The sequence below is a fragment of the Acetobacter orleanensis genome, from assembly GCF_001581005.1.
Taxonomy (GTDB): Bacteria; Pseudomonadota; Alphaproteobacteria; order Acetobacterales; family Acetobacteraceae; genus Acetobacter; species Acetobacter orleanensis.
On record NZ_LHZV01000067.1, the window covers coordinates 240,498 to 256,442 of the forward strand.

Here is a 15,945-nt window from a genome sequence, read left to right on the forward strand (position 1 = left end):
ACTACAAAGTCAGTCACGGAAGCTCATGCCTCCGGCGCGCTGACCGATCGGTTCGGTCAGTATGTGGCATGATCCCAAAAAGGCTTCAAGCGGGCATGAAGCCCACCAAGCCTGTTCAGACCAGAAACCCCTGTCAGACCAAGAGAAAAAAAGCGCGGCGTTAGCGGTCCAACCCCTGTGTGCGAACCAGCCGGGCATACAGCCCATCCTGCGCAATCAATTCGTCATGCGTGCCATATTCCACGGCTTCCCCTTCCCGCATGACCACGACCAGATCCGCCGAGCGAATGGTGGAAAGGCGGTGCGCCACCACAATGGTTGTGCGCGCATGCCGCAACGTGCCCAACGCTTCCTGCACGGCAGCCTCGTTCTCGCTATCCAGAGCACTGGTCGCTTCATCCAGCAGCAGCAGGCGAGGATTACGGAGCAAGGCGCGGGCCAGCGCCACACGCTGCCGCTGGCCACCAGACAGGCGCTGGCCACCGGGGCCAACCACCGTGTCATATCCGTTCGGCAAGGCTAGAATAAACGGTTCCGCTGCTGCGGCGCGGGCGGCTTCCCGCACGGCCTCATCCGACGCATCTTCCTGCCCGATCAGGATATTATCGCGGATGGAGAGGTCAAACAGCAGCGGGTCCTGACTGACATAGGCAATGGCATGCCGCAGGCTGGGCAGTGTCAGATCCCGCAGGTCCACCCCGTCCAGCATAATTCTGCCGGACGTCACGTCATGCAGGCGCGGCACGAGAGAAAGTGCTGTCGATTTTCCCGCGCCAGACGCACCGACCAATGCGACGGTAAAGCCGGGGGCCGCCTCAAAACTCAGGCTTTCCAGCCCTACACGCCCATCCGGATAGACAAACCCGACCTTTTCAAACGCCAGATGACCATGGCCCGGTGGCAGGGTAATCGCGCCGGGCCGTTCCAGCACGGCGGGTCTTTCGTCAATCACGTCAAACACACGCACAAGGCCGGCCAGACCTTCTTGCAAAGCCGCATTTAGCGCGCCCAGCGCCCGCAAGGGGCGAGCCGCCAGCAGCAGAGCGGCTACAAAGCCGGAAAAATCCCCCAGCGTCGCCCCGCCCATCGCGGCACGCCAGCCAGCAAACCCAAGAACAGCCGCCACGGCAGAACCGCCCAGCGCTTCCAGCAAAGGGTCCACGCGCGCGCGGCCACGGGTAATACGGAGCATGGCGTTATAGAGATGGTCAAAAGACAGAGCCGCCCGTGCGCTTTCCTTCTGCTCCATGCCATAGACGCGCACCGTGCGGGCCTGTGCGAAGCTTTCGGTCAGAAAGGCTGCCGTTTCCCCGATTCTTTCCTGCATACCGCCAGAAGCCCGGCGTACGCGCTTGCCGAGCTTCTGGATCGGCACGGCGGCAATCGGGTAGAGCAGGCCAGCAATCAGGCTGAGTTCCCAGTCCATATAGAACATGGAGGCAATCAGCCCGACGACCGTGACCACATCCCCCAGAGAATTGACGGCGCGGATCATTGCCTCACGGATGGAGACGGCATCTGTCGTAAACCGGGCGGCTAGTTTTGCAGGTGGCTCCCGCTCGATACGGGTCACATCCGTCTGCACCAGATGGTCAAACATCTCGCCCTGCAAACCACGAATCACCACCAGCACCAGCCCCTGCGCCGCCAGTGTTTGCGCATATTGGGACGCTGCTTTGGAAATGGTGATGAGCACCACCAGCAGCGGCACCTGATACAGGATGCGGGAATCATGCGTGGAGAACATGTCCAGCGCCCGCTGGATCACCAGCGGATACAGGGCTGTTAGCGCCGCGGTCAGCACCGTCAGCACAACAACTGCCGTAATACGCGCAGGGTGCAAACGCACCTGCTCCCGCCAGAGGCGTTTCAGCAGAACGCGCGTGTCATCAGGCAGCAGGGAACGGCGGCTGGCGGCAGCCGCACCATCAGGCTTTGCAGAACTCATGCGAGACCTCTACCAGCCTCCTGCCTCGCTATGCAAAGGGGCGACCTCTGTTTGTGGTTTTAAAAGTTTTTCAGCCTTGCCAGACAGGCCTCACGCGCGGGCGTGCACCCCTCGGCCAGCCACCATGTCCGCACCTGCTCCAGCATGGCCCCAACCTCTGGCCCCGGCGGGTAGCCTGCGGCCAGAACATCCCGCCCCGCCAGCGGGAAAACCGGCGGTGTCATAGCAGACAATCTGGCGCGAAGAGCAAGCCACTCCGCCTGTGCCGCACCTCCGCCTGACGCGTCCGCCTGACGCAACCATGTCCGCCCCAGCAGAACCTCCGGCGAGTCCCGCGCCAGCAGGCGGCGCAGGTCAGCCTCCGTCATGCCCGGTTGCGGAACGGGTTCGCCGGTCACAGCTTTCAGAAAAGCGACTTCCGCATTTGACAGTTTCAGCCGCTGGGCCAGTGCGCCAGCCTCATCTGGAACCAGAGCCGCCAGACGCAGGACCGCGTCCGCCGGTGCGCCCGCCTCCACCATCCGGGTCAGGCGCGCGCGCGCCATGACCAGACGATTAAGGGCGTCGATCTTGGTGAGACTATGGATCGCCCACTCCGGGAACAGTGCTGTCAGCACACCTGTCCGCTCCATCAGACCGAGCACCTCCGGCACAGCGGGGCCTGTCAGAATCCGTTTGAGTTCGGACCAGATTCGATCGACAGAAAGCCCACGCAACAGACCAGTATGAGTCGTAATGGCCTGCATGGCCTCTGCGTCCGGCTGGTGACTGCCATACCGGGCCTGAAAGCGGAAAAACCGGAGAATCCGGAGGGCGTCTTCCTCAATACGCGTCGCGGCCTCTCCCACAAAGCGCACCCGGCCTTGTGCGAGATCGTTCTGCCCGCCAAAATAATCATGCAAAACGCCGTCCCGCCCACGGGACATGGCGTTGATGGTAAAATCGCGCCGGGCGGCGTCTTCCCGCCAATCCGCCGTCCACGCTACAACGGCATGCCGCCCATCCGTCTCCACATCCTGCCGCAGAGTGGTAATTTCATAGGGGGCAGATTCGATCACCGCCGTGACTGTCCCGTGCGCCAAGCCGGTTGGAATAGCCTTGATTCCTGCCTTTTTCAGCGTTGCAAGCACCTGCTCCGGCGGTTCCGGTGTCGCGAGGTCAATATCGGCAACAGGCCGCCCTTTCAGCAGGTCCCGCACCACACCGCCAACCAGACGCGCCTGTGGTAGAACCTGCCAGATCAGCCCGAGAGCCTCTGTCTGCTGGCTGGTCAGATGCGTCTGTGTTGCCTGTGTATCGGATGTCATGGGTCAGAGGGGTCGGCAGGCATACGGGCGAGCGGGAAGAAGCAGTCACAACTCCACACGCCCATGCAGGGTTCGCCCCCGCATTGGCCCGGCTCCGCCAGTGCCGCCAGTTCATACCAGACCGGGCGGGAAAGCCGCGCTTCTATTGGAAACTGTCCATCCCCGGCCCGCACCAGCAGATAGGGCGGGCATCCGCCGCCCCCACAGGCCTCACTCGGCACACTCCAGACAGCGCGAATCGGGTGCTCGCGGCTGGCGACCACGGGTTCATCCACATTGGTGCGAAAACACAGCTTCTGCATGCGGCCACACCCCTTCCAGTCCAGCTCCACCGCCAGAAAGGGCACGTCCTCCACCTCAATATACCCCGTCTCGAACGGAGAGCGGAGCAGATATCCGCCTGTCTCATCCCGCGTTAGCAGAGAGCCAAACAGGCAGACCATTTCTTTTCGCTTGATGGGGCTGCCACGATAAAGCCAGACGCCATCACGACGAATAAGAAACGGCAGCTTCCGCAAAGCCTCGCTCTTTGCGGCCTCATCCGTGACATCATCCGCACAAGCGGTGTGGCAGGGGAGCGCGTTCTTGTTGGTCTGGCCTTCAGCATTCACCGGTGGAGCATCCTGTTCGTGACTGTTTCACTGCTTTGAGCATGATATAGGGATGATACCCCGCTTGATGTAAGCCCTGTATCTGTCAGACTGGACCCATGACCTCATCAGACACATCGCCCCTCGCCAGCCAGCCAGCCGCCTCCCTCCCTGATGTGCGGGAAGCGGATATGATCTGTGAACGCCTCCAGCGCGCCCGGCAGGAAACATCCCGCATCATTTTTGGTCAGGAGAAAGTGATCAGCCAGACGCTGACCGCCATTCTGGCCGGTGGCCATGCACTGCTGGTTGGTGCGCCGGGGCTGGGCAAAACCCTTCTGGTGACAACGCTTGGCACCGTTCTGGGGCTGGATGCGCGCCGGGTGCAGTTTACGCCGGACCTGATGCCGTCCGACATTACCGGCAGTGAAATTCTGGATGAAGATGCCTCAGGCCGCCGCAGCTTCCGCTTTGTGCCCGGCCCGGTGTTCTGCCAATTGCTGATGGCGGATGAAATCAACCGCGCCAGCCCGCGCACCCAGTCCGCCCTGTTGCAGGCCATGCAGGAACATCGCGTGGCCATTGCCGGGGCCGAGCATCCGCTACCCCGCCCCTTCCATGTGCTGGCTACCCAGAATCCGCTGGAGCAGGAAGGCACCTACCCTCTGCCCGAAGCGCAGTTGGACCGCTTCATGTTGCAGATCCCGCTGACTTTCCCGGATGAGCAGGCCGAACGCGCCATGCTGCTGGCCACCACCGGCACGCAGGAGGCACAGGTCCAGCCGATTATGGACACCGCCGGACTGATGGAGGCCCAGACGCTGGTCCGCCGCCTGCCGGTGGGTGAAAAAATTGTGGAGGCCATTCTGGCGCTGGTCCGTTCCGCACGCCCCGAAACCTCTCCCGATGAAACCCTCCGCAGCCAGATTGCGTGGGGTCCCGGCCCGCGTGCCGCGCAGGCGCTAATGCTGGCCACGCGCGCCCGCGCCCTGCTGGACGGGCGGCTCTCCCCCAGTCTGGATGATGTCATTGCTCTGGCTCGCCCCGTGCTGGCGCACCGTATGGCCCTGACTTTCGCCGCCCGGGCGGATGGCGTGCAACTGGATGATGTGCTCACCCGGCTCGTCAACCGGCTGGGCTAACCCTTTGGCCCGGCCAGTTTTTTCTCCCGCTACTCTGATGCGCCGCCTGTTCCGTCAGGCAGCGCCATCTGCCGCGCAATCGGCCTCTGCCTCCACCGGCATGCACGGCCACAGCACAGCGGATGCTAGCTCTGGCGGCCTGTTTGGAGCATTCCGCAGCAGCGTGCGGCGGTCCGCGCCGTCATCTCCACTCGCTACAGCAGACCGCACCAACTCAGCTTCCGCTCTAGCCGCGCGTCTGCCGGGGCTGGTACTTCAGGCAGACCATATTGCCGCCACCCTTTATGCCGGGCAGCACGGCCTGCGACGCTCCGGCGGCGGCGAGACCTTCTGGCAATACCGGCAGGCTCTGCCCGGTGAACCCGCCAGCCATATCGACTGGCGGCAGTCCGCCCGCACCCTCCACGCCTATGTGCGGGAAACAGAGGCGGAATCCCCCCAGACCATTTTCATCTGGTGTGACCTGTCCCCCTCCATGGCGTGGCGCTCCAGTGCCGCGCTGCCCGAAAAACTGGACAGCGCACTTCTGATAACCCTTGCCACAGCGGCCCTCCTGCTGCGGAACGGGGAGCGCGTCCAACTCCTTACGCCTTCTGGCCCCGCAATCCTGCCGCCCGGCGGCAGCCCGCTGGAGCGTCTGGCGCTTGGCCTCGCCCAACTGGCCGCAGCACCGGAGGCCACGCGCCCTGCGCTCCCCCCCTCCACCGTGCTGCCACGCTACGCTCAGCTTCTGATTGTCAGTGATTTTCTGTGCCCTGAAGAGAGTTTTCAGACCTGCCTGCACCATCTGGCCGGTCGCCCCGTGCGCACCCATCTGGTGCAGATAGCGGACCCGGCGGAACGCACCCTGCCGTATCAGGGCCGTGTGCGGTTTGAGGGGCTGGAAGGGGAAACCGAGGTGGATCTGCCCAACGTGCAGACCCTGCAACAGGATTATGTGCGGCTGGTTGACGCCCGAAATGCCCGGTTGACCACCCTTGCCACCCGCTACGGGCATGATCTTGTTCTGCACAGCACGGACCAGCCCCCCATGCCCACGCTGCTCGCGCTCCACGCTCTTCTTTCCGGCCAGTTCCTTTCCAGACAGGCCGTTTCTAACAATACCATTTCTGGCCGGACCATTTCTGGCCGATCCGGTTCAGGTCAATCCGTTTCGGGGTCGGGCGGGGTGCCTTCATGATTTTCCTCGCCCCCGTTGCCCTGTTCGGTCTGCTGACGCTTCCGCTTGTCTGGTGGCTGCTGCGGGCAACACCGCCCGCCCCGCGCGCGCAGATTTTCCCCGCCATCGCCCTGCTCCGCGCCCTGCACCCACATCAGACGGATGCGGTCCGTTCCCCTTTGTGGCTGCTTCTGGTGCGCCTTGCCGCCGTAACCTGTCTGGTGCTCGGGCTGGCCCAGCCGGTGCTGCCGGGGGACCGACTGCCCAGTTCCGGGCACGGCCCGCTCCTGCTGGTGATGGATGACGGTTTTTTCTCCGCGTCCGACTGGGGCCGCCGCATCGCCACCGCGCAGGGACTGGTGGATGATGCCGACCACGCCGGACGCAGCATTCTGTTCCTCCGCACCGCCCCCACCGCCGATGGACACGCAACTCAGTCACCCATGCCCCGCGCGGCTGCTTCCGTAAGGCAGGAACTGGACAGTATGCGGCCAGCCCCATGGCGCACCGACCGCGCCGCCGCAGCCCATGCACTGGCTACCGTGCCCCATACGGAGGGCAGTGTGCAGTATCTGGCGGATGGTGTCGCCTCCGCCGGGGATGACGCTTTTGCCCACGCTCTGCGCGCTTTTGGGTCTGTGCAGGAAATTCGTTTTCCGGAGGCGTCCGTTCTGGCTCTGGCCCCGGCGGTTGAACGCAATAGCACACAGATGGCGCGTCTTCTGGCGCTGCCGTCTCCCGCGCCGCGCTCCCTGTCCATCCGTGTGCATGCGCAGGATGGTGGCACGCTGGCTGTCTTGCCGCTGGCGCTGCCCGCTGGTGCCGCCCAGATGGATGTGCCCGTCACCCTGCCAACAGCCGTACGGAACCGGATTGACCAGCTTTCTCTGGCCGCTCAGAGCAGCGCGATCACCACGCTTCTGTTTGATGAAGGCGACCGCCTGCGTCCCATCGGGCTGATGACCTCCGGCGCGGCGGATACGCCCCTGATCGGCCCGCTTTTCTACCTGCGCCGCGCCCTTGCCCCCACGGCTGACCTGCATGAAGGCACGGCCTCCGCGCTTCTGGCCCAGCCACTCTCGGTTATCATCGCGCCAGACGGCACGCTGGCAAACCCGACCATCCGACAGAAGGTGACTGACTGGGTGAAAAACGGCGGCACTCTGATCCGCTTTGCTGGGCCTGCTCTGGCCGGTGCGCAGCACGGGACGAACACAGACGGGAGCACAAACGCACCCGGCGCACCGGCAGGCGATGATCTGGATACCCAGCCCGGCCACGATGCGGCGAACGGTACGCCCGCTGACCCGACGGCTGATCTGCTGCCCGTCACCCTGCTGGACGGTTCCCGCCAGCTTGGCGGCACCATGACATGGGGCGCACCCCAAAAGTTGGCGCCGTTTGATGCCTCATCACCTTTCCATGGGCTGGATATTCCGGCGGATGTCACCATTTCCCGGCAGGTTCTGGCAAGCCCCGTGGCAGACCTTGCCGCCCATAGCTGGGCGCGTCTGGCCGATGGCACACCCCTCGTCACTCATGCCTCGCTGGGCAAAGGGGATATTATCCTCTTCCATGTCAGCAGCACGGCGGACTGGTCCAGCCTGCCGCTGTCCGGCCTGTTTGTCGCCATGCTGCAACGGCTGACAGACCACGCCAATGGCGTCACCATTCCTGCGGATGATACTCTTCTGGCTCCCGTGCTGACACTGGATGGAGACGGTGTGCTCGGTCCCCCACCACCCGCCGCGCGTGGCCTGAAAGCCAGCGAGTTTGCACACACCGCAGCCTCTCCCGCACACCCTCCGGGCCTGTATGGTCCACGCGCGGCCCGCCGCGCTCTGAACGCCAGCAGTCAGATCAACGCTCTTGCCGCCGCGGCACCAGTCGGCGTTCTGACCAGCCCCAGCGGACGCAGGCCGGACACCGCGCTGGCCCCCTTCCTGCTGTGCGCGGCGGTCGCTCTGCTCCTTCTGGATGGTCTGCTGGTTCTGGCCATGCGGGCTGGATTGTCCCTGCGCGGCCTGAGCAAGCTGCTTTCCGGCAAACAGGGTGTCTCCCTGTTGCTGGCCTGTGTGCTGACGGTTCCGGCTTTCGCTTCCGCACAGACGGAGGGTTTACCACCAGCTTCTGCTCCGGCATCTCCTCCAGCACCTGTTCCGGCCCCTGCTGTGTCTGCCCCGGCCTCTGAGCCTTCCGCTGACCGCGCCGCAGCCCTCCCCCCAGCGACCGCAACTGCGCCAGTCGCTTCGTCTTCTTCGCCGCCCTCTTCTTCAGGCCACCCCGCCCCCGGTGCCAAATCAGTACCCGGCGCGGCGCTGGAAACGCGGCTGGCTTACGTCATCACCGGGCATGATGATATTGATACCGTCTCCCGGCAGGGGCTTCAGGGCCTGTCCGACTATACCAACGCCCGCACCTCCGCCATGCTCGGTCATCCGGATGGCGTCAGGCCGGGGCAGGATGACCTGAGCTACTATCCGCTGCTCTACTGGCCCATCACGCCGGACGCCGCCCCCTCCCCGGCCATGACGGCGGCCCTGACGTCCTTCATGGCGCACGGCGGTATTCTGCTGATCGACACACAGGGCCAAGATTCCGGCAGTCAGAATTCCGGCAACCAGAGCGAGGCTGGCCCCTATGCGGGGGATGCGCCGGGCACCCGCTCCGCCCTGCGGCGCGTGACGGCGGGGCTGCCGATTCCACCCCTGATGACCATGACGGACCATCATGTTCTGGCCCATACATTTTATATGTTGCATGACTTCCCCGGCCGCTATGCGGAACAGCCCGTCTGGGTTGCGCGGGAGGGCGAAGCGGAAAATGATGATGTCAGCCCGGTGATTATTGGTTCCGCCGACTGGGCGCACGCTTGGGCGGTGGATGAAAACGGGAATACCCCGTTTGCCGTCCTACCGGGGGGCGCGGACCAGCGGCAACTGGCCTATCGGTTCGGCGTCAACACCATCATTTACGCCCTGACCGGCAACTACAAGGCCGATCAGGTCCATGTGCCCATGTTGCTCAAGCGGCTGGGGGAATAACAGCATGCCTCAGTCTCTTGTCCGCTCCCTTGATTTTGCGCCGCTTGTGCCGGTCTGGCTGCTGGAAACACTGGCCGGTCTGGCCGTGCTCCTGTGCCTCTACGCGCTCCTGCGGCGCACAAAAGGCGCGTTCTTCCGGCTTGCGGCCCTGCTGTCCGTTCTGGTGTGGCTTGCCGGACCGCAGCGCCTGCATGAAAGCTGGCACAGGCTGCCAGAAACGGCTTTGCTGCTGGTGGATCAGTCCCCTTCCATGTCCATCGGCCAACGCTCAGCCATTGCCCGGCAGGCCGCCAGCACACTGGCGCAGGCACACACGGAGGGGCTGACACTGCGGACCGTCACCGTCCGGAATTCCGGCCATAACGGCACCCGTCTGTTTGATGCGCTGGATCAGGCCGCCGCCGACGTGCCGCCCGATCAACTTGCTGGTGCCATCATGCTGACAGATGGTCAGGTGGCCGATATCCCCGCCAGCCTGCCCGAGCGCCTGCGCCCCACAACGCCGGACGGCCAGCATCTCACCCTGCCCCTGCATGTGCTTCTGCCTGCCAAAGGCGAGGAAAAGGACCGGCAGCTCCGCATCCTTCAGGCGCCGCCCTATGCCATTGTCGGCCAGCCTGCAAAGCTGCGTATTCAGGTGGATGATGCCGGTCCGGGCACCGCCCCCGGCGCACAGACAGACGTCACCCTGCGCGTCAATGGGGAAGACCCGGTTGTCATCCCCATCCGCACAGGCACGCCGCAGGATATTTCCCTGCCGGTCCCGCATCCGGGGCAACTGCTGGTCAGCCTCTCCGTCGCACCACTGGAAGGCGAGGTCTCCCAGCTTAACAACCAGTCTGTCACCCATATTACCGGTATTCGGGACAGGCTGCGCGTGCTGCTGATTTCCGGCACCCCCAATCAGGGCGAGCGCGTCTGGCGGCGGCTGCTGAAGGCTGACCCCTCGGTTGATCTGATTCACTTCACCATCCTGCGGCCACCGGATAAGGATGACGGTACCCCGCTGTCTGATCTGGCTCTGATTGCCTTTCCCGTGCGGGAGCTGTTTCAGGACAAGATCAACCAGTTCGATCTGATCATTCTGGACGGGTTTGAAAACCGGAACATCCTGCCGCACGCCTATCTGAACAACATCGCCAACTTTGTGCGCAAAGGCGGCGGGCTGTTGCTGACAGGCGGGCCGGAATTTGTCGGCCCCGGCACGTTGCAGGATACCCCGGTGGGCGACATTCTGCCCGCGCATGTGCCGTCTGAAGGTGGGCTGGTCGAACAGCGTTTCCGCCCGCAACTGACAGCCGAGGGCCGCCGCCATCCCGTGACCGCCGCCCTGCCCGGTGCGCCGCCGCCGAACAGTCCTGCGGACACCGCCCTGACCATCCCCGGCCAGTGGGGACCGTGGTACCGCGCCCTCAAGCCTGACACCACACATGGCCAGACGCTGATGAGCGGGCCGGACAACGCCCCGCTGCTGGTGCTGGACCATGTGGATCAGGGCCGCGTCGCCCTCCTGCTATCTGACCAGATCTGGCTGTGGTCCCGTGGGGAAGGCGGCGGCGGCCCGCAGGCTGAACTGCTGCGCCGAATTTCCCACTGGCTGATGAAAGAGCCGGAACTGGAAGAAGAGCAGCTCACCGCCGCCATTGCCGGAGGAGAACTGACCGTCACCCGCCGAAGTGCCGAGACCTCAGCCCGGAAGAGCGTGACTGTCACACCGCCCGGCACACCGTCCGATGGCCCGACTGGCAGTCCTACTGGCGGCCCTTCTCCCAGCCCGTCTGTCAGCCTGCCGCTGCATGCCGCCGCCGATGGGTCCGGCCTCAGCTTGGGCCGGATGCAGGCGGACAAGCCGGGCATCTGGCAGGTGGATGATGGCACGCACAAAGCCTTTGCCGCTCTGGTCCAGCCAGACCCACTGGAATTTGCAGACCTCCGGGCGACGGCCAGCCGACTTGCTCCTGTGGTCAACGCGTCAGGCGGTGGCGTGTTCTGGACAGGTGAAAGCAGCACAGCCCCCGCTGTCCCGGCTCTGCGTCTGACGGACGACAGCACACTGCATGGAGCGGGCTGGATGGGCTTCCCGCATCGGAACGCGCATGTCGTGACAGGTAGAAGTGCCACACCCCTTCTACCGGCATGGCTGATGCTTGGCCTCTCCCTCTGTCTGCTTTTTGCGGGCTGGTGGCGGGAAGGACGGCGCTGATGAGCGTTTTTCTTTCCGCCCGCACAGGTGTGTGATAAATAACAAATCAGGTTCCACCTATGGACAGATCATGACCCGTTCCTTCCGCTTTACTCCGGCTGCTCTCATGATTGGTGGCAGTCTTTTTCTTGCCTGCGCCACGCCCGTCTGGGCGCAATCCGCCCGCGAGGCGGAAGCACAGGCCGCTGCTGAAGCAGCGGCTCAAAAAGCGGAAGCCGCCAAGGCCATGAAGCGCGCGGCACCGCCCGCCTCCGTTCCGGGCGCGGAAGCCTCCGATGAGGATGACGGTGAGCATGCCAACACGGATATGGAGCCTACCGCCGCGCTGTTTGACGCCATCAACCGGGGCAGCCTGCTTGCCGCCAAGGAAGCGGTCAACCGTGGTGCGGACCTGAACCATCGCAATATGCTGGGTCAGACCCCGCTGGATATGTCGATCGACCTCAACCGGAACCCCATCATCTTCCTGCTCCTGTCCATGCGCGGCAGTGATGACCGCCCGCGCACTGATATTGCGACGGAAACCCGTGGAATGGATACGCAAGACGGTGCAGGCCATTTGACGATTGGCGGCTCAGCGGGGCGGCATAAAGGCCAGTCCGCAACCAGCAGCCGTTATGATATGTCAGGCGGCAAAGCAGCCCCGGAAATTGGCTTCCTCGGGTTTGGCGGAAGCTGAACACACCCTTTTCAAGCCACGAAAAAAGCCGCCTGTTACGGGCGGCTTTTTTATGTATGCGGCCTGCTGACATGCGCACCACGCAAAAGGGCGGGCCTGCATGGACCCGCCCCTCTCCACTCAGACAGTTTAGCCATGCCGCACTCAAACAGAACGCGCGCTCAGACAGAAATGACGTTGCTGGCCCCATGGCCTGACTGCACCAGACTTTCCTGACGCAGCACATCCAGCGGCAACCACACCCCATCCCGCTCAAAATGCCAGAAGGTCCAACCGTTGCAGGACGGCGCATTGGTCAGCATCGCGCCCATTTTGTGAATGGAGCCACGTTTGTCTCCGCTCACCAGTGTGCCATCGGGAGAAACCGTTGCCTGCACACGCTGTTTCTTATCCGCCAGAACCACACCAGCCGATAGAAGCCCCTGCTCGACCAGACTGCCAAACGGCACACGCGGCGCTTCCCGCTTATCCAGCGTGGTCATTACAGCCTCATCCGGCAGCGGCTCTTCCCGCGCAACGCGGCCAAGAGCAGCTTCCACATAGTCAGGGTGGCGCTCAATGCCGATAAACCGGCGGCGCAGACGCTTGGCCATGGCGGGCGTTGTGCCTGTGCCAGTGAAGGGGTCCAGCACGACATCATCCACTGCCGTGGAGGCCAGCAGAACACGATGCAGCAGACTTTCCGGCTTCTGGGTGGGGTGTAATTTCAGGCCATGCTCGTTGCGCAGGCGCTCATTGCCCGTGCAGAGCGGCAGATACCAGTCAGACCGCATCTGCACATCATCATTCAGAGCCTTCATGGCCTGATAGTTGAAGCGGTAGCGGCTGTCCTCGCTACGGGCGGCCCAGATCATCGTCTCATGCGCATTGGTAAAACGACGACCACGGAAATTGGGCATCGGGTTGGATTTACGCCAGACAATATCATTCAGAATCCAGAACCCGAGATCCTGCAAAATCGCGCCGATGCGGAAAATGTTATGGTAGGACCCAATCACCCAGATCGTGCCGTCCTTGTGCAGGACGCGGCGCGCTTCCGTCAGCCATGCGCGGGTAAAGCGGTCGTACTCGGCCAGATCAGAAAACTTATCCCAGTCATCATCCACGCCATCCACGAGAGAATCATCCGGGCGACGCAGTTCACCGCGCAACTGGAGATTATACGGCGGGTCAGCAAACACACAGTCGACCGAGCCTGACGGCAGGGTACGCATGGTTTCCACGCATTCGCCACGCAGAATCTGATCAAGAGGCAGGTCCATACTGATTGATTTTGCGCCGCTCATGCCCGGCCCTCCATAACAAGATGTTCAATTTGCCGGCGCACAGTGCCGAATGTTTTGCGGTGATGGGGGGTAATCCCCACGCTGTTCAGAGCGTCCCGATGGACGGCGGTGCCGTATCCGGCGTTGCGCTCCCAGCCATAAGCGGGCCAGCGGACATCCAGACGCGCCATGATGCGATCCCGCACCACCTTGGCCATGATGGACGCCGCGGCAATGGACAGGCTCAGCCTGTCCCCACCCACCACAGCTTCTGCCCGGCAACCGAAGGACGGCAGCTTATTGCCGTCCACCAGCACGTAATCCGGCAGGCGCGGCAGCCGCGCCACGGCGCGCTGCATGGCCAGATGAGACGCATGATGGATGTTAAGAGTATCAATTTCAGAAGCGGAGGCGGCACCCAGACCAATTTCAATGCCGGGCACAGCAGGCAGGCGGGCCGCAATGGCCTCACGCACAGCAGGCTTCAGTTTTTTGGAATCATCAATAACGGCGGCGAGGTCATCCGGCACGCCCGCGCCAAACACCACAGCGGCAGCCACCACGGGGCCAGCAAGCGGGCCACGCCCGACTTCATCAACACCGGCGACGCGTCCGCCGTGTTGCTGCTCCCGTGTAAAATCCGGCATGGCCCCTCTTTCCACTCATTTTGCAGGACTCGGTTAAAATAACCGAGTCGCACAAATTGCGACTCCGTGGAAAGAGGAGAATCACTTTTCACCGGAACGCGCAAGAGTCCCGGTGAAAATGATTTTTCAGGAACGCTTGGAGCGCGGGAACACCAGCCAGCCAATCAGCACACCCACGAACGACACAATACCCAGTGAAAGCAAGGGCTTATCCCGCACGAAGGTCACGGCTTTTTCCACCACGCCCTCACCTTCCTCATACAGATCAGCAAATTCCTGCTGCGCCATACCGGAGAACTGATCGAACTTTCCTTCGGCCTGTAACCCCAGATCGCCCGTCAGGCCGCCGGCTGCGTCTTTCAGGCGGCCTTTGGCTTCATCGGCAACACCTTCGAGTTTCGTACCGAGGTTTTTGAGTTTATCGTCAGCCATAAACTTTCTCCTTTTTTAGACCGCTCCGGATAATCGTTCGTTCGGTCGCTATAAAATAGCGTTTGAACACGGTCTTCTGTTGCATCAGACCGCAAAAACACGTCTCTGACTAGCATGCCGTTCATCAGCCGCCCTCACCTGATCGCCCTGATTGTCGCCTCCATGTTCTTTATGGAACAACTGGATGGCACCATTCTTGCCACGGCTCTTCCCTCCATCGCGCACAGTCTGAACGTGGATACAATCTCCACGTCCGTGGCGCTGACCTCCTACATCATAGGGCTGGCCATCTTTATTCCCGCCTCTGGCGCGCTGGCGGACAGGCTGGGCAGCCGCACGGTGCTGACCGGCGCCATCCTCATGTTCATGACGTGTTCAATTCTGTGCGCGACCTCTACCAGCCTGATTTTTCTGGCTTGTATGCGTACTTTGCAGGGCATTGGCGGGGCTTTGATGGTGCCGGTGGGGCGTCTGGTGGTGTTGCGCGGCACCGCGCGGGAGGATTTGGTGCGCACCATGACGTGGATGATGCTGCCAGCAACCCTCGGCCCGCTGATGGGGCCTGTAGTGGGTGGTTTTATCACCACCTACCTTTCGTGGCGGTGGAATTTCTACCTCAATATTCCCGTAGGGCTTGTGGGGCTGCTGCTCACCCGCCGCTTTATTCCCAACACGCGCGCGCCCAACCCACCACGGTTTGACCTGCGCGGCATGGTGCTGGCTGGCGGCGGACTGGCCATTCTCTCAATAGCGGCGGAACTGTTCAGCCACGGTGAAGGTGGCGGTGTTCTTGTGCTGGGCATGCTGGTGGGTGGCAGCAGCATGATGGGGCTTTACGGCCTGCATGCGCACCATACGGACACCCCCTTGCTGGACTTCAGCCTGTTCAGGGTACCGACCTTCGCCATTTCCGTACTGGGGGGTGCTGCCTCCCGTGTCGCCGTGGGGTCCCTGCCGTTTCTGTTTCCAACATTTCTGCAAATGGGTGCGGGCCTTAACGCGGCGCAAAGCGGGGCCGTGACATTTATTGCGCCGCTCGGGGCCATCGCCATGCGCCCCTTCGTACCCGCAACACTGGCGCGCTGGGGGTTCCGGCGGGTGCTGATGGCGAACGGATTTTCCGCAGCCATTCTCTTCGCGCTGATTGCCGGATTTCACAAAGGTCAGCCGCTCTGGACGCTGTCTCTCATTCTTTTTGTAGCCGGAATGGCGCAGGCAACGCAGTTTTCAGCCTATAACACCATTGCCTATGCGGATATTTCCAAGCAGCGCATGAGTGCGGCCACCAGCCTCTACTCCACCCTGCAACAGCTTATGCTCTCGGTTGGCATCTGCACCGCCGCGGGCACCCTCACCCTTACCCATATCCTGCGCCAACATGCCGCACCGACCCTGCATGATTTCTCGACCGCCTTTCTGGTCACCGGGGGGATTTCCATGCTGGCCGTACCGGCAGCAGCCTGCCTCTCTCCACAGGCGGGCGCCAGCATGAGCGGCAACAAAACCTGACACCGGCTCCAACAGATTAA

Annotated in this window: 12 protein-coding genes; 6 read left to right on the forward strand and 6 right to left on the reverse strand. The window is 62.9% G+C overall.

The features are described from left to right. Positions 1-160: 160 nt before the first annotated feature. The 3 genes from AD949_RS12950 to AD949_RS12960 are packed head-to-tail and all read right to left on the reverse strand — an operon-like array spanning position 161 to position 3,773. Entirely contained in the window at positions 161-1,948 is a 1,788-nt protein-coding gene (locus AD949_RS12950; protein ID WP_048834633.1) for an ABC transporter ATP-binding protein, read from the reverse strand. 59 nt (positions 1,949-2,007) lie between these two features. After that, positions 2,008-3,255, reverse strand: a complete 1,248-nt coding sequence (locus AD949_RS12955; protein ID WP_052944496.1) for a CCA tRNA nucleotidyltransferase — start codon at positions 3,253-3,255, stop codon at positions 2,008-2,010. Next, the gene (locus AD949_RS12960) at positions 3,252-3,773 is read right to left on the reverse strand and encodes a DUF1285 domain-containing protein (RefSeq protein ID WP_048834718.1); all 522 of its coding nucleotides are present in this window, start codon (positions 3,771-3,773) and stop codon (positions 3,252-3,254) included. The genes AD949_RS12955 and AD949_RS12960 overlap by 4 nt, the downstream gene beginning before the upstream one ends. A gap of 191 nt (positions 3,774-3,964) precedes the next feature. Between AD949_RS12960 and AD949_RS12965 the strand changes: the two genes are divergently transcribed. From AD949_RS12965 to AD949_RS12985, 5 genes are all read left to right on the forward strand, one after another. Further along, complete coding sequence (locus tag AD949_RS12965) at positions 3,965-4,987, forward strand: AAA family ATPase (protein ID WP_048834632.1); 1,023 nt, start codon at positions 3,965-3,967, stop codon at positions 4,985-4,987. After that, the gene (locus AD949_RS12970; protein ID WP_244463265.1) at positions 4,950-6,167 is read left to right on the forward strand and encodes a DUF58 domain-containing protein; all 1,218 of its coding nucleotides are present in this window, start codon (positions 4,950-4,952) and stop codon (positions 6,165-6,167) included. The genes AD949_RS12965 and AD949_RS12970 overlap by 38 nt, the downstream gene beginning before the upstream one ends. Next, a complete protein-coding gene (locus AD949_RS12975; RefSeq protein ID WP_048834631.1) occupies positions 6,164-9,190 on the forward strand; it encodes a DUF4159 domain-containing protein in 3,027 nt (1,008 codons plus the stop codon). Before AD949_RS12970 ends, AD949_RS12975 begins: the two co-directional genes overlap by 4 nt. Before the next feature lie 4 nt (positions 9,191-9,194). Next, entirely contained in the window at positions 9,195-11,393 is a 2,199-nt protein-coding gene (locus AD949_RS12980; protein ID WP_048834630.1) for a hypothetical protein, read from the forward strand. A 70-nt stretch (positions 11,394-11,463) separates the two neighbouring features. Further along, positions 11,464-12,072: an ankyrin repeat domain-containing protein gene (locus AD949_RS12985; protein WP_052944495.1), complete on the forward strand. Its 609-nt coding sequence runs from the start codon at positions 11,464-11,466 to the stop codon at positions 12,070-12,072. A 161-nt stretch (positions 12,073-12,233) separates the two neighbouring features. Here AD949_RS12985 and AD949_RS12990 read toward each other — a convergent pair whose 3' ends face one another. From AD949_RS12990 to AD949_RS13000, 3 genes are all read right to left on the reverse strand, one after another. Continuing rightward, a complete protein-coding gene (locus AD949_RS12990; RefSeq protein WP_048834629.1) occupies positions 12,234-13,358 on the reverse strand; it encodes a site-specific DNA-methyltransferase in 1,125 nt (374 codons plus the stop codon). Beyond that, the gene (locus tag AD949_RS12995) at positions 13,355-13,984 is read right to left on the reverse strand and encodes a ribonuclease HII (RefSeq protein ID WP_048834628.1); all 630 of its coding nucleotides are present in this window, start codon (positions 13,982-13,984) and stop codon (positions 13,355-13,357) included. Before AD949_RS12995 ends, AD949_RS12990 begins: the two co-directional genes overlap by 4 nt. A 126-nt stretch (positions 13,985-14,110) precedes the next feature. Next, positions 14,111-14,416 carry a CsbD family protein gene (locus AD949_RS13000; RefSeq protein WP_048834627.1) on the reverse strand — a complete coding sequence of 102 codons (306 nt, stop codon included), beginning with the start codon at positions 14,414-14,416 and terminating at the stop codon, positions 14,111-14,113. 114 nt (positions 14,417-14,530) lie between these two features. Here AD949_RS13000 and AD949_RS13005 point away from each other — a divergent pair, with 114 nt between their 5' ends. After that, positions 14,531-15,925, forward strand: a complete 1,395-nt coding sequence (locus AD949_RS13005) for an MFS transporter (RefSeq protein ID WP_048834626.1) — start codon at positions 14,531-14,533, stop codon at positions 15,923-15,925. Positions 15,926-15,945: the final 20 nt, after the last annotated feature.